This window comes from Leucobacter celer subsp. astrifaciens, assembly GCF_001273835.1.
GTDB lineage: Bacteria > Actinomycetota > Actinomycetes > Actinomycetales > Microbacteriaceae > Leucobacter > Leucobacter celer.
In genome coordinates this window covers 185,409-208,921 of the sequence record NZ_JHEI01000132.1, presented here as the reverse complement: position 1 = coordinate 208,921, position 23,513 = coordinate 185,409, and the positions used below count along the sequence as shown (strand labels likewise).

Below are 23,513 nucleotides of genomic sequence, written 5' to 3'. Positions count from 1 at the left end.
CCGTCATGTCAACGCCCGTCCCCGCCAGCGAGTCCGATTCGCAGCTCACGCCGCTCGCGCGCCCGTTGAACCTGCGCGAGACCGTGCTCGAGCAGCTGCGCACCGCCATCGTCACCGGACGATTGAAAGAGGGTGAGGTCGTCTCGGCACCGGTGCTCGGCCAGGCGCTCGGGGTGTCGGCGACACCGGTGCGCGAGGCCATGATGGACCTCTCGCGCGAGGGCCTCGTGGAGACGCTGAAGAACAAGGGCTTCCGCGTCACCAGCATGAGCGAGAAGGATCTCGACGACCTGGCGCAGATCCGCCTGCTGCTCGAACCCCCCGCCATCCGTCTGGTCGCCGGGCATCTGCCCGAGACCGCGATCCCCGACCTCAAGCGGCTCGCCGACGCCTGCCTGCACGCCGCCGAGCGCGAGGACCTCGAGGAATACCTCCGGGACGACCGCGAGTTCCACGCGCTCGCGCTCTCGTTCACCGGCAACCCGCAGCTCGTCGATCTGGCCACCTCGCTGCGCACCCGCACGCGCCTCTACGGCATCGGCCTCCTCGCTCGCGAGGGCCGCCTCGCCGACTCCGCCCGCGAGCACCACCGCCTGATCGACCTGCTCGAAAGCGGCGACGGCGACGGCTCCGAACGCCTGCTGCGCGAGCACATCTCCCATGCCCGATCCATCTGGGCGACGGGCGGCAGCGCCCCCGATCCCGATCCTGAACCACCGACGGAAACATGACCCGCACGTCCGACATCATCGTCATCGGCGCCGGCATCATCGGCGCAGCCACCGCCTACTTCGCAACCCGCGCGGGCCTCTCGGTCACCGTCGTCGAACGGGATCTCCCCGCCGGCGGCACGAGTTCGCGGTGCGAGGGCAACATCCTGGTGTCGGACAAGGAGCTGGGCCCCGAGCTCGAGCTGACCCGCTACTCCCTCGGGCTCTGGCGCGGCGAACTGGCCGAGCACGGGCATCTGTGGGAGTTCGAGGGCAAGGGCGGGATCATCGTCGCCTCGCAAGAGACGAGTCTCGCGTCGCTCGAACGGTTCTCGGCCTCGCAGCGCGAGTACGGCATCACCGCGGAGCGGCTCGACCCCTCGCAGCTGCGGGCGTACGAGCCGCACATCACCGACCGGGCGCTCGGCGCCGCGTACTACCCCGAGGACAGCCAGGTGCAACCGGTGCTCGCCGCCTCCCATCTGCTCCGGCTGGCCCGCGAGAACGGGGCAGAGCTCGTGGTGCGCTCCCCCGTCGTCGAACTGCTGCGGCAGGGCGAGCGGGTGGTCGGGGTGCGCACCCCGAGCGCAGACTTCCACGCCGCGCACGTCGTGAACGCGACCGGCACGTGGGCGGGGCGGATCGGTGAACTCGCCGGGGTCGCGGTGCCGGTGCTCCCCCGCCGGGGCTTCGTCATGGTGACCGAACGCCTGCCCCCGATGGTGCACCACAAGGTCTACGCCGCCGAGTACGTCGACAACGTCGGCAGCTCCGACGCCGGGCTGCAGGCCTCCCCCGTGGTCGAGGGCACTCCGGCCGGCACGATCCTCATCGGCTCGAGCCGCGAGCGCGTCGGCTTCGACGACACCGTCAGCCCGGAAGCACTGCGCACGATCGCGCGCAATGCGGTCGCGCTCTTCCCCTTCCTCCGGGACACCCGGATCCTGCGCCACTACCACGGCTTCCGCCCGTACTGCCCCGATCATCTGCCGGTGATCGGCCCCGACCCGCGAGCGCCCGGCCTCTGGCATGCCGCCGGCCACGAGGGCGCGGGCATCGGGCTGGCGGCCGGCACCGGCAAGCTGCTCGCACAGGCCATGAGCGGCGCAGATCCGGATCTCGCCCTGCACCCGTTCCGCCCGGAGCGCTTCGATGCGGCGCCCGCCGAGGATCCCCTCCCGGCCGCTGCGGACGGGCTCGGAGCCGCGGGTGACGAACATCTCGAAGGGAGCAGCCGCTCATGAGCAGGACACCCGAGCACCGACCGGCCGCAGGCCGCGTCCATGCGAGCTTCGACGGCGACCCCGTGGAAGGCGAGGCGGGGACAAGCGTCGCGGCGGCGCTCACCGCCTCGGGCCGCACCGCGTGGCGCACCACCCGAGATGGCGCACCGCGCGGACTCTTCTGCGGGATCGGCGTCTGTTTCGACTGCATCGTCGAGATCGACGGGGAATCGGGGCAGCGCGCCTGCATGATCCCGCTGCGCGAAGGAATGCAGATCTGCGCCGACGGCGGCGCGGAGCGGACGGAGCGGACGGAGCGGACGGAGGGCGACGCATGAACCCCGACACGCAGGGCGTGCGCCGCACCGGTTCCGCCCCCGAGTGGGAGGTCGCGATCGTCGGAGCGGGCCCCGCCGGCCTCGCCGCGGCGGTGGCCGCGCTCGACGAGGGCGCGCGCGTCGTCGTGATCGACGCGGCCGAACAGCCCGGGGGCCAGTTCTGGCGCCATCGCTCGGAGGCCGCAGGGGTCGTCGACGACGGCGCGCTGCATCACGGCTGGGCCGACTACCTCGAGCTGCGGCGCGCCTTCGACGCCGGCATTCACGCAGAGCGTCTGCGCTTTCTCCCCGCCACGTCGGCGTGGATGACGCGCACGGACCCCGACGGCTTCTCGCTGTTCCTCGCTCCGGCCCACGGATCGGGCGTCTCGGAGATCCCGAAGCTGCGCGCGAGACGACTCGTGCTCGCGACCGGCGGCTACGACCGCCAGCTCCCGGTTCCCGGGTGGGATCTGCCCGGGGTGATGGCCGCCGGCGGCATCCAGGGTTTCACGAAGCAGAACGGCATGCTCCCCGGTCGGCGATTCGTCATCGCGGGCACCGGCCCGTTCCTGCTGCCTGTCGCGGCGAACATCGTGCAGTCGGGCGGCGAGGTCGCCGCGGTGTGCGAGTCGGCGGCCCTCTCGGGCTGGTTGCCCCGCGCCCACCGGGCCATCGGGGTTCCCGCCAAGGCGTTCGAGGGCGCCGGTTACGTCTGGACGTTCCTGCGGCACCGCATCCCCTACCGGCAGCGCACCGTCGTCACGGAGATCCTCGGGGACGGCCGGGCCGAAGCCGTGCGCACGGCGCGCGTGCGCGGCGACGGCACCGTCGCGCCGGGCAGCGAACGCCTCATCGACGGCATCGACGGTGTGGGCCTGGGCTGGGGGTTCACCCCGCAACTCGAGCTGCCGGTGCAGCTCGGCGCCGCCACCCGGCAGGACATCGACGGGTCCCTCGTCGCGGTGATCGATGCCGACCAGCGTTCCACGGTTCCCGGCCTGCTGCTGGCGGGCGAGGTCACCGGAGTCGGCGGATCGGCCCTGGCCGTGCTCGAGGGTCGCGTCGCGGGCAGGGTCGCCGCGGCCGAGGCGCTCGGCCGCGCCTCCGCGGCCCGCCCCGCGGAGGCGCGGGCGATGGGCAGGCAGCGCTCCTTCGCCGCGGCGATGCACCTCGCGCACCCGGTGCCCCGGGGATGGTCAGGCCGGCTGCACGACGACACGATCGCCTGCCGCTGCGAGGAGGTGCGCGTCGGCGAGATCCGGAGCGCGCGGTCGTCGCTGGCGGGCGATGACGCGCGTACGCAGAAGGGGGTCACCCGCGCCGGTATGGGGTGGTGCCAGGGACGGGTCTGCGGGTACGCGGTCTCGTGCCTCGCAGCGGGCGGTGACACGACAACGCCGGAGTCCCTCGCGCAAACGGCGAAGCGCCCGCTCGTACAGCCCGTGCCGCTGGGAGCGCTGCTCGACCTCGACGACTGACCCCCGCCGCGCGTGAGCCTGCACACCCACGGCGGGGCGAGCAGTTCCGCACAGTCGACAGACGCGCGACTGTTCATGAGCGCGGACGACCGGCGGATCCGGCCGTGGCAGACTGTGACTGGCCTGACAGGCCGAAGCCGCACCCGATTCGGCCTGTACAATGGCACATGGTAGATATGTGGAGCACCGCGCTCCCATGCATCACCGCCGACCCGTGCATCACCGCCGATCCCGACCCGTGGAGGAACCAGCTATGACCGAGACCCTCTCCCCCGAGCTGGAGGCCGTCGTCGCACGCGCCGCCGCGGCAGCCCCCGCCTTCGCCGCGACCAGCCCCGAGAACCGCGCCCGCGCGATCGTCGCCGTCGCCGACGCCCTCGAGAACACGAAGAGCGATCTCGTCGCGATCGCCATGCGCGAGACCGGACTCACCGAGGCCCGCCTCTCCGGCGAGGTCACCCGCACCGCCGTGCAGCTGCGCCTCTTCGCCGACACCCTCGTCGACGGCGGCTACCTCGACGCCCGCATCGACCCCGCAGACACCGACTTCGCCCTCGGGGTACGCCCCGACGTGCGCCGCACCCACCTGCCCCTCGGCCCGGTCATCAACTTCTCGGCCTCCAACTTCCCCTTCGCCTTCTCCGTGATGGGCGGCGACTCGGCCTCGATCCTCGCCGCGGGCTGCCCGCTCATCGTCAAGGCGCACTCCGGGCACCCCGAGCTCTCCGACGCCACCGCCGAGGTCGCCGCCGAGGCACTCGCCGCAGCCGGCATGCCCGAGGGCGTCTTCCAGCTCATCCACGGCCGCGAAGCCGGGGTCGCCGTGCTCAAGGACCCCCGCATCAAAGCCGGCGCCTTCACCGGCTCCATCGGCGTCGGCCGTCTCCTCGCCGACATCGCCGCGAACCGCCCCGCACCGATCCCGTTCTTCGGCGAACTCGGCAGCGTCAACCCCGTCTTCATCACCGCCGACGCCATCGCCGAACGCGGCGACGAGATCGCGAGCGGCTATCTCACCAGCGTCTCGGGATCCGCGGGCCAGCTGTGCACCAAGCCCGGATTCGCCTTCATCCCCGCGGGATCCTCGCTCCCCGAGACGATCCGCGCTGCGGCCGGCGAGCTCCCCGAGCACCGCCTGCTCGACCCGCGCATCGCCAAGAGCTTCGCCGAACGGCGCGACGCGATCCTCGCGTCCCCCGGAGTGCGCCCGGTGATCGACGGCGGCATCCGCTTCGACGAGCAGGGGCACGGCTGGGCGACCCCGACCGTCGTCGCAGTGTCGCTCGACGACTTCCGCGTCGGCAAGGAGGCACTCGTGGAGGAGGCGTTCGGACCGCTCTCGATCCTCGTCGAGACTCCCGAGGGCACGGACCTCGCGGCGCTCATGCCCGAGTTCTACGAGGGCAACCTCACCGGCACGCTCCACCTCGGTTCGGCCGAGGCCGCCGGCGAGACCGCCAACCTCTCAGAGCTGCGCGCCCTCGTGGAAGCTCTCAGCCAGCAGGTCGGCCGCGTCCTCTTCAACGGCTGGTCGACCGGCGTGGCCGTGACCCCCGCGCAGCAGCACGGCGGCCCCTGGCCCGCCACCACCAACGACTCCAGCACCTCGGTCGGCACCGCCGCCATCACACGCTTCCTGCGCCCCGTCGCCTACCAGAACGCCCCCACCGCATTCCTCCCCGCAGCCCTCCGAGACGACAACCCGCTCGGCGTCCCCCAGGCCATCGCCCCCGCCGGAGAGTCCAAGAGCTGGGGAAACCGCTGGCGCTGACCTTTTTCTGCCGGAATCGCCGCAGCGGCCCTAAGCTGAAGCCATGAAGAAGACATTGGCGGTCGCCGGTCTGCTGGCGGCCGCGCTCATCGCTCTTTCCGCCTGCGCCTCCCCCGGCACCGGAGTCGTCGGCATCTGGGGGGATCCCGAGGCCCAAGGACTGCCGTCGCTGGAGTTCACAGCGGAAGCAGACGCCTCCAGCGGCGAGTACAGCGGCACCGACGGCTGCAACCGCCTCGGAGGCGAGTACTCCGTGAACGGCAGCACCGTCGATCTCGGGATGATGCGTTCCACGCTCATGTTCTGCGAGGGCGTCGATACCTGGCTCTCGCAGGCCCGCACGGCGAATCTCGCGGGCGATCTGCTCACCTTCCTCGACGAGGGCGGGCAGGAGCTCGGCTCTCTCGAGCGCCAGGGCGGCTACTAGGGCGGCCACCGCCGGTTGAGCGAGCGCAGCGAGTCGAAACCGCGGACACCGATTCCCGGGTTTCGATACTTCGACTCGCTCCGCTCGCTCAGCACGGCGCTCGTCGCTGCGCTCCTCGCTCAACCAGCGGAAGGACGGGCCGAGTTCCTCGCTCAACCAGCAGGAGGGCGGGATCCGCAATGGATCCCGCCCTCCTGCGTCGCGTTCGCGCGCTCAGTTCCAGAGCACCGCCAGCGCCACGTTGAGCAGCGACAGACCCGCGATCGCGCCGAGCACCCCGCCCGACACGTTCTCCTTCTTGCGGTTCATGAGGATGATGCCGATCATCGCGATGAGCACGAGCGTCTTCACGCCGATCTTCGCGTTGTTCGGCTGGCCGCCCAGCATGTAGATCGAGGCGACCAGCAGCAGCCCCGTCGCGAACAGCAGCGAGGCGCCGTGCAGAATGCCCGGCGTGATGCGCGCCTTGGCCTGCTTCACGGCGGGCAGCTGCGCGAGCGTGCTGCCGAACACCGCGCCGAAGCCGACGAGATGCAGGACGACCAGAATACCCTTGACGATTTCCATGTTCCTGTCTTCCTTTCAGATCCCCACGCTCAGTGGAAGAAGTGCCGTTCTCCGGTGAAGTACATCGTCACCCCGGCGGCCCGAGCCGCCTCGATCACCTCTGCGTCGCGCACCGATCCGCCGGGCTGCACCACGGCGCGCACGCCGGCGTCGAGCAGCACCTGCAGGCCGTCCGCGAACGGGAAGAAGGCGTCGGAGGCGGCGACCGCACCGCGCGCGCGATCACCCGCGCGCTCGACGGCGAGACGGCAGGAGTCGACGCGGTTGACCTGGCCCATGCCGACGCCGACGGAGGATCCCCCGGCGGCCAGCAGGATGGCGTTCGACTTCACGGCGCGGCACGCGCGCCAGGCGAACTCGAGCTCGGCGAGCGTCTCGGCGTCGGCCGGCTCGCCCGTGGCGAGCTCCCACTCCGATGCGGGCTTGAACGAGTGATCCGCGTCCTGCAGCAGGAAGCCGCCCGACACCTGGCGCAGCTCGACCGGGTTCGGCGCGAAGTCCGCGGGCAGCACGAGCAGGCGCACGTTCTTCTTCTGCGTGAGGATCGCGAGCGCCTCGGGATCGAAGCCGGGCGCCACGATGACCTCGGTGAAGATGCCCGACACGGTCTCGGCCATCTTCGCCGAGACGACGCGGTTCGCGGCGATCACTCCCCCGAAGGCGGACAGCGGGTCGCAGGCGTGGGCGAGCTCGTGCGCGGCGGCGATGGGATCCTCGACACCCTCAGGAGCCACCGCGATCCCGCAGGGGTTCGCATGCTTGATGATCGCGACGGCCGGTCGCTCGTGATCGAAGGCGGCGCGCAGCGCGGCATCGGCGTCGACGTAGTTGTTGTACGACATCTCCTTGCCGTGCAGCTGCGTCGCCTGGGCGATGCCGGTCCCCTCGTTCTCAGTGAAGAGCGCCGCTCTCTGGTGGCTGTTCTCGCCGTAGCGCAGCACCGACTCGCGCAGGCCGAAGACCTCGTAGCCGACGTAGCCCTCCGAACTCTCGAAGATGCTGTCGACGGACGCCTCTGCCGCGACGTCCTCGTCGACCGGGGCCTCGCCCCAGGCGCGATCCTCCTGGTCCAGGAACCAGTTGGCCACGGAGGCGTCGTACTGGGCCGTGTGCACGAAGGCCTCGGTGGCCAGCGAACGGCGCTGCGCGAGTGTGGTGCCGCCGGAGCGCACGGCATCGATGACCTCGTCGTAGCGCAACGGGGAGACCACGATCGCCGCGTTGGCGTGGTTCTTGGCGGTGGCGCGCACCATGGCGGGGCCCCCGATGTCGACGTTCTCGATGACGTCGGCGGCGGGCTTGCCCGAGGCCACGGTCTGCTCGAACGGGTAGAGGTTGACCACCACGAGCTCGAAGGCGGCGAAGCCGAGCTGCTCGAGCTGGGCACGGTGGTCGGCGAGGCGCAGGTCGGCGAGCAGACCCGAGTGCACGGCCGGGTGCAGGGTCTTCACGCGGCCGTCGAGCGCCTCGGCGAAGCCGGTGACCTCGGAGACGTCGGTGACCGGGTGGCCCGCCTCGCGGATGGTCGCGGCGGTGGATCCGGTCGAGACGATCTCGACGCTGGCCTCGGCGAGCGCGCCCGCGAGATCGAGCAGGCGCGTCTTGTCGCTCACCGAGATGAGCGCGCGCCGCACCGGGACGACGTCGCGATGCTCGTAGAGGCTGGGGTCGTGGCTCTGGACTGCCATGGAGTGGTCCGTTCCTTACTTTCCGCTGGTTGAGCGAGCGAAGCGAGTCGAAACCCGCTTCGTGCGGCTGTTCATTTGCAAGTGGTCTGTTCGAGTAGTCGATCTGGTTTCGACTCGCTGCGCTCGCTCAACCGGCAGAAGGGTCCGTCGATCGAGTGGAGTGCTGCGGAGTCGGAATCCGGGACGCCTCACCGCCGAGGTCGAGCTCGCCGAGCGCGATCTCGCGCACGGTCTGCACGAGCAGCGGGCGTTCGAGCTGCTTGATGCGCTCGTGCAGCTCGTCCTCGGTCTCGCCCTCGCGCACCTGCACGGAGGCCTGGCGCAGCACGGGGCCCGTGTCGACGCCCTCGTCGATGATGTGCACGGTGACGCCGGTCTCGGTGGCGCCTGCGGCGAGCGCGTCGCGAACGGCATGGGCTCCCGGGTAGAGCGGCAGCAGTGCGGGATGGGTGTTGATGAGGTGCGGCGAGAACTCACGCACGAAGCCGCCGGGCAGGATCCGCATCAGCCCGGCGCTCACGACGAGTCCGGGTTCGGGGCCTGTGCCCACGCCGTGCTCCTGGATCGCCGCGGCGAGCACCTGCCCCCACTCCTCCCGGGTGGCGTAGTCACGGGGCCGTACGACGAACGTCGGCACACCCGACGCCTCCGCGTGGGCAAGACCCGGCGCCTCGGTATCGGAGCCGACGCAGACGATGCGCGCGGGGAACTCGGGGTCCGCTGCAGCGTCGAGCAGCGCTTTCAGGTTGCTGCCGCCGCCGGAGATCAGAACCGCAAGTTTCAGCACCCGCCCAGTCTACCGTCCCCGCGCGCCCCCTCAGGAGCAGTGCAGCAGCTCATCGGCGAGCAGCCACGGGCGGTGCTCCTCGTAGAGCAGTTCTTCCTGGGCGGCCCAGCGGTCCCAGTGCGGGGCGTACGTCTCACCGTCTCGGGAGAGCGCGCGGGATCGCCGCACCTCGGCGGGACACTCGATCCACACGCTCCACACGCTCGCCGGGCGGCCAGGATCCGTCGCCCGCAGCGCCCAGCGCCTCGCGGCGGCCAGGTTCTCGGCGGTGATCGAACCGCAGCCCTCGATGAGCAGCGGTCGATCCGGTGTCACGGGCACCCGCTCCGCGAAGGCCTCCGCCCACCAGTCGTAGCGGCGGTAACCGCCTCCGTCGAGCGCATCGGCGACGGTGCGGGATCCCTCGGCGAGTCCGTCCCACCCCGGGTAGAGGTGCTCCACATGCAGCAGCTGGGGTTCGCGTCCGAGTTCGCGCAGACGGTTGGCGATCCGCGCGGCCAGATCGGTTTTTCCCGCGCCGGAGCGGCCGTCGATCAGCATCGCATCGAGGACTTCGAGGTCGTAGCCAGGCATCAGAAATCAACTTTACCGTCGGTGCGCAGTCGTTCCGCAAGCAGCATCACTCCGGCGGTGATCACGGCGAGCACCACGGCGCCCGCGAGCCCGGCCCCGTAGCTGCCGGGAGCCTGATGACCGATCAGCTCGGCGACCGCCACCGGCAGCGTCTGCGCGCCCGGACGCACGAGGAACGAGGTCGCCCCGAACTCCCCGAGCGATACCGCGAAGGCGAATCCCAGGGCGAGCCCGGCCGAGCGCCCCAGCATGGGCAGGTCGATCGTGCGCAGCACCGCGAACGGGCTCGCCCCGAGCGCGCCCGCCGCGAAGCGCAGCTGCTGATCGATGCCGCGCAGTACGGGGAGCAGCGTGCGCACCACGAGCGGCAGCGACACGAGCGCCTGGGCGATCGGGATCAGCACGACGGATGTGCGCAGGTCGAAACCGATGCCCAGCGGCCGGTGCATCGTCAACAGCAGACCGAAGCCGAGCGTCACCGCCGAGACCCCGAGCGGCAGCATCACGAGCCCGTCGAATGCCGCCATGCTCCGCCTCAGTGCGGTGGAGGCCGGGCGACGGGAGAGCACGAGTGCGATCAGGATCCCGAGGACCATGGCGATCGCGGCGGCGACGAGAGCGATGCGGAACGACAGCCCGATGGCGCCGAGCACCGGGCCGTCGAGCGGCAGCTCCTCCGGCGGGTCCACGAGGGCGACGTAGTTGGCGAGGGTCCACGATCCCTCGCGGTCGCGCAGCGAGCGCGTGACGAGGGTGAGGATCGGGGCCGCGTGCAGCAGCAGCGTCGTCGCACCGAACACGATCAGCGCGGGGACGTCGCCGCGACCGGGCCGCTGCGCGCGGTCGGCCTCCTCCCGCAGCTCGACCGCGCGCTCCCCCGAGCTGCGCAGCCGCGCCGAGACGAACAGGCTGACGCCGACGATCGCGAACTGCGCGAGGGAGAGCACCGCGGCGCCTCGCAGGTCGAGGAACTGCACCGTCAGCCGGTAGATCTCGGTCTCGACGTTGGAGAACTCGCGGCCGCCGAGGATCAGCACGATGCCGAAGGAGGTCGAGCTGAAGAGGAACACGAGCGATGCCGCCGAGGCGATCGCCGGGGTCAGCGCCGGCAGCGTCGCGGTCATCCACGCCCGCACCCGCCCGGCGCCGAGCACCCGGGCGGCGAGTTCAGAGCTGCGGTCGAGCCGCGCCCAGAAGCTGCCCACCGTGCGCGCGACGACGGTCACGTTGAAGAACGCGAGCGCCGCCACGATGCTCGCCAGGCTGCGCTCGAGCCCCAACCACCCGAGCGGGCCGCCGGGCCCCAGCAGCGCCGAGAAGGCGACGCCCACGACCACGGTCGGCAGCACGAACGGGACGGTGAGCAGGCCCTGCAGCACCGTGCGCCCCGGGAATTCGAGCCGGTAGAGCACGTATGCCGCGGGGAGGCCGAGCGCGACGGAGAGCAGCGTCGCGAGCCCGGCCTGGGCCAGCGTCTGGCCGATGACGCGCCAGGTGCGCTGCGCGCCGAAGACCTCGGGGATCCCGCTCGGGTCGAAGCGCCCGTCATCGACGAAGCCCGTGGCCACGAGCGACACGACCGGCCACAGGAAGAAGATCGCGAGGAAGGCGAGCGGGATCGCCGCGGCCAGTGTCCAGGCTGCGACGCCCCACGCGCTCCCTCGGTGCAACTAGAGGCCGATCTGCTCGCTCAGGGTCTTCAGCCAGCCCTCACGACCGCGCTCGATATCGGCGGCGGGCAGGTCGTGCGTCTGCCCGACCGCGGGCTCGGGAGCGAACTGCGCCCATGCCTCGGGCATCTCGATCGAGGCGTCGACGGGGCTCATGTACATGGCCTCGGGGATCGTCTGCTGGAACTCGGGCGAGACGAGGTAGTCGACCACGGCCTTCGCGCCGGCCTCGTTGGCCGCACCGGCGAGCACGCCGGCGTACTCGACCTGGCGGGTGCAGGTGTCGAGCAGGGCCTTCGTGGAGGTCGCGGATCCGTCCTCGGCGACCGTGAACGCCGGCGACGACGCGTAGGAGAGCACGATCGGCCTGGTACCGCCGTCACCGCCCTGGGTGAACTGGCCGTAGTACGCGTCGCTCCAGCCCTGCTCGATGCGGGCGCCGTTGTCGGCGAGGCTCTTCCAGTAGTCGGCGAAGCCGCTCTCGCCGAACGCCGCGACAGTGCCGACGAGGAACGAGGCGCCGGTCGACGACGCGGTGGGATCGAGCAGCACCGTGAGATCGCGGTAGGCGGGGTCGGCGAGATCCTCGTAGCTCTCGGGTTCGGCGACGCCCTCGGAGGCGAACCAGCCGGTGTCGATGTTGATGCAGGTCGCGCCGTGATCGACCGGGACGAGAGCGAGGGGGGCGTCGTCTCCGGCGCCTGCGGCTCCCTCCGCGTTCTCCGCGAGGATCGCGTAGTCGTTCCCGCTCTCGGGGAAGTTCTCGGGGCGGTGCGGCACGGCGACGTCGTTCTCGACGATGCGCGACGCGAAGATGGTGTCGACGCCGAAGAAGGCATCGGCGATGGGGGCTCCCTTGGTGAGCACGAGCTTGTTGGTCAGCTCGCCGCCGTCACCCGCCGAGACCACCTCGACCTCATAACCGGTCGCGGCGCTCGCGGCCTCCGCGAACGCCTCGTTGGGGAACGAGTCGTGCACGACGAGGGTGACCTTCCGCTCGGACTCACCGCTGCCCTGGCCGGGATCGTCGGACGGCGTCGCCGAGCAGCCGGCGAGCGCGAGACCGCAGACCGCGGCGAGCGCGACGGCCGGGATCGCTGCGCGGCGCGCGCGCGAAACGGGATTCGACGGGTGTGCAGACATCATCGAGGGCTTCCTTCCTCCGCTGGCATGAACCAGATCAGGTTGAACGGTCGGAGCTCGCGTGCTCCCTCTCAGCCCGCCGCGCGCGGACTCCCGTGGATTGCTCCTCTACACTAGCCCTTCCGGCGCGGCCAGCGCCAACCGGAACGACTGGCGCTGTCGGCATCCCGCTCGATCATCTCCTCGCCGCCGTCCCAGGCATAGGCTCGCAGCAGGGCGTCGGCCTCGGACTCCTCATCCGCGGCGTCTTCGCGTTCGGGGAGGGGGTCGCTTTCCGCGCCGCTGCCCGCTTCGGGCCGAGCCGCTGCGGCGTCTTCCGGCTCGCCGTACTGCGGGCCGGCGTCCTCCGGGTCGGCGTCCTCCGGGGCGGTGCGCTCAGACTCCGACGCCCAGTCCTCCTGCGGTTCGGTGGCGTGCTCGTCGCTCCCCCGCCAGGGCTCATCGAGCGACGGGATCTCGGCGGTCTCCTGCTCGGACCCATGCACAGCCGGAGCGTACCGGAGATCGTGGAGGTCGCCGATCGCGTGGTCGAGCGGGACGGTCTCCTGCTCATCCGGGCCATGCGCATCCGAGCCGTGCGCATCTGCCATCTGCGGATCGCTGTTCCGCCCGTTCCGCAGCCGGTTCAGCACATCGACTCCGGGGACGCCGTCGGCCAGCGCGGCTCGCAGTCGCGAGGAGTCCGCCTTCCCAGCGGCCGCCCCGAGCAGCAGCCCGATCCCAAGCTCGGCGGCGGCGAGCCCCCCGACCTGCCAGGGATGCGCCCCCGCTTCCGAGAGCCGCTCCGGCCCCAGCGATCCGTTCGCCAGCGCGGAGACCCCGGCGACCGCCAGTCCCACGAGCGCCGCGGCGATCACCGGGATCACGAGGACGACGCCCCACTGCGCTCGGCGCAGCTCGGGGCGACGCGCGAAGAGCCACCCGAGCCCCAGGCCGGCCAGCACGATCAGAGCGGGCGCGAGTGCCCCGAGGCTGCCCCATCCCTGCGGGATCGCGCCGAGGAGCGGCAGCGTCGGCAACGGACCCAGCAGGGTCTCGAAGGGTGTGACCGAGCTGCCGGCTCCCACCGAGAAACCGGCGCCGGTGAGCCACGCCGCGGACCAGAGCACGGCGACCGGCAGCAGAGCCAGCTGGGCCAGGAAGAGCAGCACCGACCCCAGCGGGTCGAGCTGCAGGCTCTGGGTGAGCCCGATCACCTCGGGGTAGCCGATCACGAGAGCGGCGGCGAGCGCGAGCGCGGCCAGGCCGATGATCGCGGTGAAGGCCGCGGTCGCGAGCAGCACGGTCTGGGCGGCGCGCGCGGGGAAGGCCGCGGCTCCTCGCAGGCCGAGGTACTCGAAGCCGTGCTGCACTCCGCGCAGCGCGGTCGTCCACCACGGATGCGCATCCCGCGCGGCGCGCACCGCGAAGGCGACCGCGGCGACCGCGCCGTAGCTCCCCGCGAGCACCAGGGTCACCAGCCAGACCGGCCACGGCGTGCTCGGCGAGGCGACCGACGTCACCACGAGTGCGATACCGCCGAAGCCGAGCGCGCCCCCGAGCACACCGGCCGCGCCGGTTCCGCCACGGCCGCCGAAGCGCCACCCGGCCCGAGCGGCGAGAAGCACCGTGAGCAGCGTGATCCCGAGCGGAGCCAGCGACAGCGTGAAGCTCAGCTCCTCAGGGGCCTGCCCGAGCCCCAGCGCCGCCTCCGGCGACAGCTGGAAGCCCATGGGCACCCAGTGGGCGAGCAGCCAGATCCCTCCGATGACGGCGAGCACCGCCGAAGGTTCTGCCGCGAGATCGAAGGTGACGGCCCACAGCAGCAGCGCCGGGATCGCGACGACCACGAGTCCCGCGAGCGCCACGGCAGCCGCTTCGATCGCCGCGATCGCCGCCGTCACTAAGGATCTCATCGACCAGAAGCTTAGTGCTTCCACCGATGGCGGTCGGTCATTCTGCGCGTAGTCGCAGAATCCGCAGTGCGGATCCGGGGTCGGCTACCAGGCCGACGCGACCGCGCGGTGCGCCTCGAAGAGCGGGATCGCCGCGCCCTCGGGTGCGCGGCCGAAGCCGCACTCGGTCGCGACTCCGAAGGTGCGGCCGACATGCCGCTGCGCAGCCGCGATCCTGCGGAGCGCGCCCTCCGCGCCGTCCTCGCGATGCACGAGCCCGAGATAGAGTTCGGTCTCGTCCGGCAGCCCGAGCGCCGCCAGCGGGGCGAAGTAGGCGTCGTCGTCGCGCTCGATCGGCACGGGCAGATGCAGCCAGGTGAGCGGGCGCTCGGCGGCCGCGATCGTCAGCTGCGCGAAGCGCGCGAGGTTGGCGGTGTCGGCCGGCTCGACGAAGTGCTTCTCCGCCACGTCGCCGTAGCAGAGGTGCACCCCGACCTCGACGTCGGCGGGAACGCGGTCGATCTGACGCGCGAGGCGCCGGCTCGTGCCGGCCCACACGTCCGCGAACCACTCGTAGGGCTCGCCCGTGTAGGCGCTGAGCCCCTCGATCATCGCGAACTCGAGCGCCGCATCCCACTGGATCGCGAGCTCCTCGTGCGGGATCGAAGCGAGGATCCGCTCCAGCTCGGCGGCGAGCGCCGCCTCGTAGACGGGCTCGAAGTCCGCGCGATCCGCGGCCGCCACGAAGCTCCCGACCACGCCGAGCGGTGTGGGCAGCGAGACTTGGAAGCGCATCGCCGCCGGGACGACCCCCTCCGACTTCAGCCGTTCGAAGACGGCGTACGACTCGAGCGCCGCGTCGGCGTAGCCGAGCGGGGGCAGTTCGAGATCCTCGGCCCGCACCCCGTCGGCGATGCGCACCGGGCGCATGTCGAGCATGCGCAGCGGGATCGCGGTGTCGCCCACGCGTTCGATGCCCTCGGCGCGGCCGAGACGGTCGGCCTGGAACACGATCCAGTGGAAGCGCTCGCCCACCTCTCCGTCGGGGATCCTCTTGAGCCGGTCGCCGAGGTGCTCGGCCGCCGTGCGCATGGTGGTCTCGGCGTCGTCGAAGTTGATGCTGCCGACGAGGTGTACTCCCTGGGGTGCGGTCATGCCTCCCAGTCTAGAATCCGCGCGGGCCCGGGCGAGCCGCGCGCCCGTCGTAGGCTGGGCCTCATGACCTCGAACACGCAGCAGGGTTCCTCGCACGGCCGGATCGTGATCGGGGGCGCCGGCGGATTCATGGGGAGATATCTCGCCGAGCGATACCGGGCGGCCGGGCGCGAGGTGGTGACGATCGGGCGATCCGGCGCGGACCTGCGCTGGGGCGACGATCCCGGCATCGCTGCAGCGGTCGACGGTGCGGCGCTCGTCGTGGGGCTCGCGGGCAAGAGCGTGAACTGCCGCTACACCCCGGCGAACCGGGCCGAGATCTTCCGCTCGCGGCTGGACACCACCGCGGCGCTGTCCCGGGCGATCGCAGCCGCCGCGGCGCCGCCGGCGCTGTGGGTGAACGCCGCCACCGCGACCATCTACCGGCACGCCGAGGACCGGCCGATGACGGAGCGGGACGGCGAGATCGGCAGCGGCTTCTCGGTCGAGGTCGCGAAGGCCTGGGAGCGCGCGCTCTTCGCCGACGACCTGCCCGCGACACGCCGAGTGGCGCTGCGCACCGCGATCGTGCTGGGACACGGCGGCGTGCTGGAACCGATCCGCGGGCTCGCCCGCCTGGGCCTCGGCGGCCCCCAGTATGACGGGTGGTGGCCGGCGACCCGCACTCGACGCGAGGCGGGCACCCTGCATCTGCGCGGTTCCGGGCGGGGGCGGCAGCGCTTCAGCTGGATCCATATCGAGGACGCGGCGAGGATCGTCGACTTCCTCGAGGAACACCCCGAGCTGGAGGGCGCGGTGAACGCGAGCGCCCCGCACCCCGTCGACAATCGCGACTTCATGGCGACGGTGCGCCGGGTGCTCGGCGTGCGCTTCGGGCCACCGACCCCGCGCTGGGCGCTGGAGATCGGCGCCATCGGCATCCGCACCGAGACCGAGCTCGTGCTCAAGAGCCGCTGGGTGCTGCCGGAGCGGCTCGAGTCAGCGGGCTTCGAGTTCGCCTATCCCGATCTCGAGCCGGCGCTGCGCGAGGCCCTCGACCGGACGTAGGGCTCACACGCGGCGCGAACGCCGCACGGCTCCGAGCAGGCCCCCTCCCAGCGCCAGCAGCGCGGCCGCCATGGCGAGCATCGCACCGGGCTCCGCACCCGTGCTCACCAGCGCGGGCTTCGGCTCGACCGTCGTGCCGGGGCCGGGCGATTCGAGCGGCTCGTCCTCGGGATCGGGAACCACGGTCGAAGCCGCGGTCACCGTCAACTCGATACTCGCGGATGCGGGCGCGCAGTTGCCGTCGTCGCTGACGAAGTCGACGGCGACAGGATCGTCGCCGGCCGCCTGCGGCACGTACTCGAGGGTGGCGGCGCCGTTCGTCGAATCCACCGCTGCGCGTCCGATCTCGCTGCCGGACCGGCTGAACACCAGCTCGCCGACGACGGCCGTATCGCACTCGACACTCGCGCTCAGCACGGTCGTGTCGTCCACCAGCAGTCGGGCGGGAGTCGCCGTCGCAGAGACGATGATGCTCGCCGCCGGAGACACGACGAGGTTGTGGTTCCCCGATGCCTCGGAGCAGAGCCCGCCGCGTCCGTCGTAGTCGACGTCGATCGCCAGCGTTCCTGCCGCATCGGGGGTGAACTCGATGAAGGCCTCCTGCGTCGCCTCATCGACGGTCGCCGTGCCCAGAGCGGATCCGCCCGATGCGAAGGTCACCGTGCCGCCCTCGGCCCCGAACGTGCAATCGAGCGCGGCGGTCAGCGTCACCGGCTGACCGACGGTCGCGGCCGTCGCAGTCGTCTGGATATCGGTCGTGTCCTGCGTGATCTGCCAGGTGATGCTCACCCGGCCGTCGCGGCTTGAGTTCTGGCTCATGCCCGGCTGCGCGAGCGGCTGCGCCGAGTAGCCGCTCGCCAGGAAGCCGGAGCCCCCGCCGCCGGCGAGCCCGTTGAACCCGCTGCCCGCGATCCCGCCCGATCCGCCACCGCCGCCGTAGTACCCACCGCCTGCGCCGCTGCCGGATCCTCCGGGAGCGTTCTCCGCGTAGCCGCCATCGCCGCCCGTTCCCGGGATGAAACCGTCGAGCGGGGCGTACGAGGCCGGTCCGGTGCCGCCTGATCCAGGAGCGTAGGATCCCGCGAGCCCCATGCCTCCCGCACCAGGGGCGCTGAGCGTTCCGCCGCTGCCATAGGTGCCGCCGAGCCCTTGGCCGGGCAGATTCGCTCCGCCACCGCGCAATCCGGTGCCGCCGCCGGCTCCGCCGGTTCCACCGCCGGCCACGGCGAACGGGGCCCACGGGGCGTCGTCCCCGGCGAAGAAGACGTAGGATCCGCCTCCGCCGCCCAGACCGGCGTAGAGCGGCTCGCCACCGCCGATCACCGGGCCGCCGTCACCACCGCCGCCCCAGCCGCCGACGGTTCCCTGGCCGCCCTGCCCGACGGCGATCGCGAACTGCGTGCCCGGTACGATGTCGGCCGGGTCCGTCGTGAACGACCCTCCGAGCCCTCCGACGAACCAGTGCCCGTATCCGGAGGCGCCCTGCACCTCGAAGCTCAGCTGAGTCGCGCCCTCCGGCACCGTCCACGACTGCACCTCGCCGGTGAAGCCGAATACGAGGGCGCAGGCGCCGCTCTCATCGCATCCTTCCGGCACCGGTGCCGCATGTGCCGCCGTCGGCGCCACGACGAGCGCTCCCGCCAGCAGTATGGTTCCGAGCGCTCCGGCTCCGAGCACGCGCTTCATAGGGTCCCCATCCAGTCCCCGCTCCCGATGCCTCAGCGCTCCGAGTCGCGAGTTCTCGTGATACGGCAGAAACGTGGACTCTATCCAACGTGCGCGTGAAGTCCGGGATCTCGGCACCGCTCCGACCTCTCGAGAGAAGGGTTTCGGCACTGAAATCGCCCGCGAACCTGCCGCCGAAACCCTTCTCTCGGCGAAGACCGAGACCGGACAGCATCGGGGCGGGTGCTTCCGAAGAAGCACCCGCCCCGATCCCGAACCGCGTCTACAGCTTCAAGAATGCCTGCCGCAGTGGCGGCAGCGCGGCATTCGCTGAAACGCTGGCGTGTTTACAGCTTCAAGAATGCCGCGCGCAGCAGCTCGGCGGTCTCGGTGGGGGTCTTGCCCACCTTGACGCCTGCGGCCTCGAGGGCCTCCTTCTTGGCCTGGGCGGTGCCCGCCGAGCCCGACACGATCGCGCCGGCGTGGCCCATGGTCTTGCCCTCGGGGGCGGTGAAGCCCGCCACGTAGCCGACGACCGGCTTGGTGACGTTCGCCTTGATGTAGTCGGCCGCACGCTCCTCGGCGTCGCCGCCGATCTCGCCGATCATCACGATCGCCTTCGTCTCGGGATCCGCCTCGAACGCCGCGAGCGCGTCGATGTGGGTGGTGCCGATGACCGGGTCGCCGCCGATGCCGATGGCGGTCGAGAATCCGAGATCGCGCAGCTCGTACATCATCTGGTAGGTGAGGGTGCCCGACTTCGAGACGAGGCCGATGGGTCCCTTGCCCGTGATCGTCGCGGGGGTGATGCCCGCGAGTGCCTCGCCGGGGGTGATGATGCCGGGGCAGTTCGGACCGATGATGCGGGTCTTGCCGCCGGTCGCCTTCGCGTGGGCCCACAGCTCGGCCGAGTCCTTCACGGGCACGCCCTCGGTGATGATGACGAGCAGGCCGATACCCGCATCGATGGCTTCGATCGCCGCGTCCTTGGTGAAGGCCGGGGGCACGAACGCCACCGAGACATCCGCGCCGGTCTGCACGATGGCCTCGGCCACGGTTGCGAACACGGGCAGCTCGACCTGGGCGCCGGAGGCGTCGGTGTGGGTCACCGTGGTGCCGGCCTTGCGCGCGTTCACGCCGCCGACGATGTTGGTGCCCGCCGCGAGCATGCGCGCAGTGTGCTTGGTGCCCTCGCCGCCGGTGATGCCCTGGACGATGACCTTGGAATCCTTGTTCAGGAAGATCGACATGTTTGTTCTCCTACGTCCTTCGTCTCGGGATCAGCGGGCGTTCGCCAGCTCGGCGGCCTTGTCGGCGCCCTCGTCCATCGTCGCGGCCTGAGTCACGAGCGGATGCGCGGCGTCGTTGAGGATCCGGCGTCCCTCCTCGACGTTGTTGCCGTCGAGACGCACGACGAGCGGCTTGTTGGCGGTGTCGCCGAGCTTCTCGAGCGCGCCGACGATGCCGTTCGCAACCGCGTCGCAGGCGGTGATACCACCGAAGACGTTGACGAACACCGACTTGACCTGCGGGTCGCCGAGGATCACATCGAGCCCCGCGGCCATGACCTCGGCCGAGGCTCCGCCGCCGATGTCGAGGAAGTTGGCGGGCTTCACGCCGCCGTGGTTCTCGCCCGCGTAGGCGACGACGTCGAGCGTGGACATCACGAGGCCCGCGCCGTTGCCGATCACGCCCACCTCGCCGTCGAGCTTCACGTAGTTGAGATCCTGCGCCTTGGCCTTGGCCTCGAGCGGATCCTCGGCGGCCTTGTCCTCGAGCTCCGCGTGCCCCGGGTGCCGGAACTCCGCGTTCTCGTCGAGCGACACCTTGCCGTCGAGCGCGATGATGTCGCCTGCGCCGGTGAGCACGAGCGGGTTCACCTCGACGAGCGTGGTGTCCTCCCCCACGTACACTTCGTAGAGCTTCTGGAAGACGGGGATGACCTTGGCGATGAGCTCCTCCGGGAACTTCGCCGCGCGCGCGATCTCCTCGGCCTTGGCCGCGTCGATGCCCGTCAGCGGGTCCACCTCGATGCGCGCGAGCGCCTCGGGCTTCTCAACCGCGAGCTGCTCGATCTCCATGCCGCCCTCGACCGAGCAGAGCGACAGGTAGGAGCGGTTGGCACGATCGAGCAGCACCGAGAAGTAGAACTCCTGCTTGATATCGGCACCGGCTGCCACCATGACACGCTTCACCACGTGACCCTTGATATCGAGGCCGAGGATCGCCTGCGCGGCCTCGTACGCCTCCTCCGGGCTCTTCGCGACCTTCACGCCGCCGGCCTTGCCGCGGCCGCCGGTCTTCACCTGCGCCTTGACGACGACCACGCCGCCGAGCTTCTCAGCCGCCGCGCGCGCCTCCTCGGGCGTGTCCGCGACGATGCCGGCGAGCACCGGCACTCCATATCGCTCGAAAAGATCTCGTGCCTGGTACTCGTACAGATCCACGTACTGTCCTTCGCTTGTCGGGGGGTGATCCGAGGCAGAAAAGTGTCTCGATGTCGAGATAAGTCGACCAGTCGGCAATTCTACCACCGCCGCATGTGGACCCCGTGTTCAGTTCCGCTGCTTGGCACGGTACAGCTCGACGTCGGCTCGCGCGGTGGCGACCTCGAGAGCCTCGCCCGGCTCCAGGACCGTCGCGCCCCAGGACCAGGAGTGGAGCGCCTCGCTCTGCGAATGCCGCAGCAGCGCCTCCGTCTCGTCGAGGCCGGCCTGCAGCAGCAGCACGAACTCGTCTCCGCCGATGCGCGCCACGATGCCGTTCGAACGATCCCAGACCCCGCGCATCCCCACCAGTTCGCTCCATGCGCGCGCCGACTCGCGGAGCGCCAGATCGCCCGACAGGTGCCCGCCCTCCTCGTTCACGCGCCTGAAGTCGTCGAAGTCGATGATGACGATGGTGACCGGCAGATCCCTGCGATCGGCGCGCTGCCGCAGCCGCCGCGCCGCGCCGCGCAGCCCGCGCCGGTTGAGCACCCCGGTCAGCGGATCGGTAGCGGCCTCCGCCCGCACCTGCTTGCGCACAGCGCGGGCTCCGCCGAACGTGAACACCGAGATCAGCACGGCATAGCTGACCAGGATGACCGGCGATACCGCGCCCCCGCCGAGATCCGGGTTCCAGATGAGCGTCGCGCAGACGCGCAGCGCGCTGAGCGCGATGAAGGGAACCGCGATGCGCGTCGGGAAGAACCACCCGATGTAGAGCGCGGAGAAGGGCAGCGCGAGCAGGGCGTTGATCTCGGCATGCGTGTGATGGGAGAACACCAGGAGGTAGGTCGACCAGGCCTCGATCCCCAGCGCCATGAGCAGTCCGAGCTGCAGCGTGAATCTCCGCCCGAGCGCGAGGGGCAGCACCGCCCCCAGCGCGTAGAGCGTCAGCCACAGCGCCACGATGCGACGCTGGATATGAGGGTGACCGACCACCAGATCCACCGCGAAGACCAGTGCCAGCAGCAGCGAGATCATGGCGGTCACGAACGAGAACGGCGTCTGCCAGCGCACGAAACGCGCACCGAGCTCCCCGGCGCGATCGAGGCCGTGCCGCCAGGCGCCCATGGCGCGGGACTGCCTCCTATCCACGGAGCTCACCCCGCTTCAGGTGCTTCTGCTCGTACAGGGCCCGGTCGGCGCGGGCGAGCAGTTCGTCGGCCGAGTCGCCGGGCACGGCCTCGGCGATCCCCCACGACCAGGCGCTCGCCGATTTCTGCTGCAACCGGGTCACCACCGCCCGGCCCTCCGCGGCATCGACGCCGAACAGCAGCAGCACGAACTCGTCTCCGCCGATCCGCCCGACCACGTCGCCCGCGCGCACCTCGTCGCGCCAGGATTCGACGGTCGCGATCAGAGCGGCATCACCGGCGGCGTGCCCGTGCGCATCGTTCAGCCGTTTGAAGTCGTCGAAGTCGACGACCACGAGGCAGAATCCGCCGCGCTGGGGCGAGAGTCTGCGCAACCGCGATTCCAGGCGCTCCATGAAGCCCCGCCGGTTGCAGACGCCGGTGAGCGGATCGATCGCGGCGACCCGCAGTTGCCGCCGCCACAGGTAGAAGCCGACCGAGTAGCAGAACAGCAGGCCGAGCACCCCGTGCGCCGCCACCGGCGTTCCGACGGCTCCCGCGGGGCTCAGCTGCGGGTTGTTCGCCATGACCGCCCCGAACGCGGCCAGGCTGACGATGACCAGCGGCACGGCGAGCCGCGGGCGCACGAACCAGCCCAGGTAGAACGCGACCACCGGCATCTGCTGAATCGAAGACACCACCGATTGCGGGTCGTCGGCAAGGCTCAGGAAGTAGGACTGCGCACCGATGAAGAGCAGCACACCGGCGACCCCGATCCATCGCGGCGTGCGACGGCCGAAGACGAACGCTGCGAGACCCCCGGCCAGGCAGGCGAGCAACAGCGCCCAGGCAAGCCATGGACTGATCTCGTTCTGGTGGAAGAGGAGATCGATGACGAGCGTGAGCGCCATCAGCAGGGTTGCGAACGTGAGATACAGGGAGTGCGGATTCTGACGTCGAAGCTGGTGAGACAGCCATGCCATCGCGCACTTCCCCTCGTCCCGGATCCGAGCCCCCCCGGCTATTCGTATCCTTAGGGTACACAGTCCATCCGATAAGAGAGCTGCGGGCCGTCGGAGAGGCCTCCCGCTACCGAGATTCTCAGGCTCGACGAGTACTCTGGAGCCGCCCCGCCCGGGAACTCCCCGTCAGGCGGTGGGTGGAATCGAGCAACTGGTGAACCGCACTGAAGAACCGAAACCGGAGGGCCTCAGGGCGCGCAAGCGCCGAGCCACGGAGAACGCGATCGAGCTGTCCGCCGTGACGCTCGCTCTCGAACTCAGCGTCGAGAACGTCACGGTGGAAGCCGTCTGCGAGATGGCCGATATCTCGCGCAGCACGTTCTTCAACTACTTCTCATCGCGCGATTACGCCATAGTGGGTCGTGCGGTCAGCATCCCGGAGGGCAGCGAGGCCTTCGCCATGCTCGACAGCGCTCCCGACGACCTCGTGCTCGGCATCTTCCGGCTCTACTTCGCCGCGATCGGCCACAGCCACGTGAACTCCGACGTGGCTCGTCTGCGCATGCAGCTCATCTCCGAGCAGCCCGAGGCCGCGCGGCTCTCGCTGACGACCTTCCTCGAGTCCTCCTATCAGCTCACCGCGACGACCACGGCCTGGCTGACGGCGCACCCGGAGCACGCGAAGCTCGACGACCCGCTGCGCGAGGCGACCCTCGCCGTCACCATGGTGAACGGGATCATCGCCGCGCAGATGAACGAGTGGTCCGTCGGCAGCGGCGACACCTCGGCCACCGAGGACGGCGTGCGCCGGATGATGGCCGACTACCGCGCGATCCTCGGCTGAGACGCGCCGCCGCTGATCGAGCGGAGCGCAGCGGAGTCGAAATCACGAAC

General features: G+C 70.9%; 21 protein-coding genes and 1 riboswitch. Of the genes, 8 read left to right on the top strand and 13 right to left on the bottom strand.

From position 1 onward, the window contains the following. The first annotated feature begins 5 nt into the window (after positions 1–5). The 6 genes from AMS65_RS01885 to AMS65_RS01860 all read left to right on the top strand — a co-directional run bounded on the left by AMS65_RS01885 (position 6) and on the right by AMS65_RS01860 (position 5,929). Positions 6–731 (top strand): GntR family transcriptional regulator, encoded by a 726-nt coding sequence (locus tag AMS65_RS01885; RefSeq protein ID WP_053382471.1) that lies wholly within the window; start codon positions 6–8, stop codon positions 729–731. After that, the gene (locus AMS65_RS01880; protein WP_053382470.1) at positions 728–1,954 is read left to right on the top strand and encodes an NAD(P)/FAD-dependent oxidoreductase; all 1,227 of its coding nucleotides are present in this window, start codon (positions 728–730) and stop codon (positions 1,952–1,954) included. Before AMS65_RS01885 ends, AMS65_RS01880 begins: the two co-directional genes overlap by 4 nt. After that, positions 1,951–2,271: a (2Fe-2S)-binding protein gene (locus tag AMS65_RS01875; protein WP_053382469.1), complete on the top strand. Its 321-nt coding sequence runs from the start codon at positions 1,951–1,953 to the stop codon at positions 2,269–2,271. The genes AMS65_RS01880 and AMS65_RS01875 overlap by 4 nt, the downstream gene beginning before the upstream one ends. After that, a complete protein-coding gene (locus AMS65_RS01870) occupies positions 2,268–3,731 on the top strand; it encodes a (2Fe-2S)-binding protein (RefSeq protein WP_053382468.1) in 1,464 nt (487 codons plus the stop codon). The genes AMS65_RS01875 and AMS65_RS01870 overlap by 4 nt, the downstream gene beginning before the upstream one ends. A gap of 253 nt (positions 3,732–3,984) precedes the next feature. Further along, the gene (locus AMS65_RS01865) at positions 3,985–5,502 is read left to right on the top strand and encodes an aldehyde dehydrogenase (NADP(+)) (protein WP_053382467.1); all 1,518 of its coding nucleotides are present in this window, start codon (positions 3,985–3,987) and stop codon (positions 5,500–5,502) included. Between the two features lie 43 nt (positions 5,503–5,545). Next, positions 5,546–5,929 carry an META domain-containing protein gene (locus AMS65_RS01860; protein WP_075200786.1) on the top strand — a complete coding sequence of 128 codons (384 nt, stop codon included), beginning with the start codon at positions 5,546–5,548 and terminating at the stop codon, positions 5,927–5,929. 213 nt (positions 5,930–6,142) lie between these two features. Here the strand turns inward: AMS65_RS01860 and AMS65_RS01855 are convergent, their stop codons facing one another. The 8 genes from AMS65_RS01855 to AMS65_RS01820 all read right to left on the bottom strand — a co-directional run bounded on the left by AMS65_RS01855 (position 6,143) and on the right by AMS65_RS01820 (position 15,386). Beyond that, on the bottom strand, positions 6,143–6,496 hold the full coding sequence (locus AMS65_RS01855) for a hypothetical protein (protein ID WP_053382465.1): 354 nt from the start codon (positions 6,494–6,496) through the stop codon (positions 6,143–6,145). Positions 6,497–6,525: 29 nt separating this feature from the next. Then, complete coding sequence (gene purH, locus AMS65_RS01850; protein ID WP_053382464.1) at positions 6,526–8,184, bottom strand: bifunctional phosphoribosylaminoimidazolecarboxamide formyltransferase/IMP cyclohydrolase; 1,659 nt, start codon at positions 8,182–8,184, stop codon at positions 6,526–6,528. Between the two features lie 127 nt (positions 8,185–8,311). Next, positions 8,312–8,971, bottom strand: coding sequence for a phosphoribosylglycinamide formyltransferase (purN, locus tag AMS65_RS01845; RefSeq protein ID WP_053382463.1), 660 nt, complete (start codon positions 8,969–8,971; stop codon positions 8,312–8,314). A gap of 30 nt (positions 8,972–9,001) precedes the next feature. Continuing rightward, on the bottom strand, positions 9,002–9,544 hold the full coding sequence (locus AMS65_RS01840) for a nucleoside/nucleotide kinase family protein (protein ID WP_053382462.1): 543 nt from the start codon (positions 9,542–9,544) through the stop codon (positions 9,002–9,004). Next, positions 9,544–11,214 carry an ABC transporter permease gene (locus tag AMS65_RS01835; protein ID WP_083451408.1) on the bottom strand — a complete coding sequence of 557 codons (1,671 nt, stop codon included), beginning with the start codon at positions 11,212–11,214 and terminating at the stop codon, positions 9,544–9,546. Before AMS65_RS01835 ends, AMS65_RS01840 begins: the two co-directional genes overlap by 1 nt. Beyond that, entirely contained in the window at positions 11,215–12,360 is a 1,146-nt protein-coding gene (locus AMS65_RS01830) for a thiamine ABC transporter substrate-binding protein (protein ID WP_053382461.1), read from the bottom strand. Then, a riboswitch (TPP riboswitch) is annotated at positions 12,355–12,464 on the bottom strand. It overlaps the preceding gene by 6 nt. Before the next feature lie 6 nt (positions 12,465–12,470). Beyond that, positions 12,471–14,252 (bottom strand): cell division protein PerM, encoded by a 1,782-nt coding sequence (locus AMS65_RS01825; RefSeq protein WP_157502013.1) that lies wholly within the window; start codon positions 14,250–14,252, stop codon positions 12,471–12,473. 84 nt (positions 14,253–14,336) lie between these two features. Continuing rightward, entirely contained in the window at positions 14,337–15,386 is a 1,050-nt protein-coding gene (locus tag AMS65_RS01820) for a hypothetical protein (protein ID WP_053382459.1), read from the bottom strand. Between the two features lie 63 nt (positions 15,387–15,449). Here AMS65_RS01820 and AMS65_RS01815 point away from each other — a divergent pair, with 63 nt between their 5' ends. After that, on the top strand, positions 15,450–16,433 hold the full coding sequence (locus tag AMS65_RS01815; protein ID WP_053382458.1) for an epimerase: 984 nt from the start codon (positions 15,450–15,452) through the stop codon (positions 16,431–16,433). Between the two features lie 3 nt (positions 16,434–16,436). Here the strand turns inward: AMS65_RS01815 and AMS65_RS01810 are convergent, their stop codons facing one another. From AMS65_RS01810 to AMS65_RS01790, 5 genes are all read right to left on the bottom strand, one after another. Beyond that, on the bottom strand, positions 16,437–18,119 hold the full coding sequence (locus AMS65_RS01810) for an Ig-like domain-containing protein (RefSeq protein WP_053382457.1): 1,683 nt from the start codon (positions 18,117–18,119) through the stop codon (positions 16,437–16,439). A 326-nt stretch (positions 18,120–18,445) separates the two neighbouring features. After that, on the bottom strand, positions 18,446–19,348 hold the full coding sequence (sucD, locus tag AMS65_RS01805) for a succinate--CoA ligase subunit alpha (RefSeq protein WP_053382456.1): 903 nt from the start codon (positions 19,346–19,348) through the stop codon (positions 18,446–18,448). Between the two features lie 30 nt (positions 19,349–19,378). Continuing rightward, a complete protein-coding gene (sucC, locus tag AMS65_RS01800) occupies positions 19,379–20,545 on the bottom strand; it encodes an ADP-forming succinate--CoA ligase subunit beta (RefSeq protein WP_053382455.1) in 1,167 nt (388 codons plus the stop codon). Positions 20,546–20,653: 108 nt separating this feature from the next. Then, positions 20,654–21,679, bottom strand: coding sequence for a GGDEF domain-containing protein (locus AMS65_RS01795; RefSeq protein WP_241489299.1), 1,026 nt, complete (start codon positions 21,677–21,679; stop codon positions 20,654–20,656). After that, the gene (locus tag AMS65_RS01790; protein WP_053382453.1) at positions 21,672–22,640 is read right to left on the bottom strand and encodes a GGDEF domain-containing protein; all 969 of its coding nucleotides are present in this window, start codon (positions 22,638–22,640) and stop codon (positions 21,672–21,674) included. The genes AMS65_RS01795 and AMS65_RS01790 overlap by 8 nt, the downstream gene beginning before the upstream one ends. Before the next feature lie 193 nt (positions 22,641–22,833). On the opposite strand from AMS65_RS01790, the gene AMS65_RS01785 reads away from it, so the two are divergent. Then, complete coding sequence (locus AMS65_RS01785; protein WP_053382452.1) at positions 22,834–23,463, top strand: TetR/AcrR family transcriptional regulator; 630 nt, start codon at positions 22,834–22,836, stop codon at positions 23,461–23,463. The last annotated feature ends 50 nt before the right edge of the window (positions 23,464–23,513 follow it).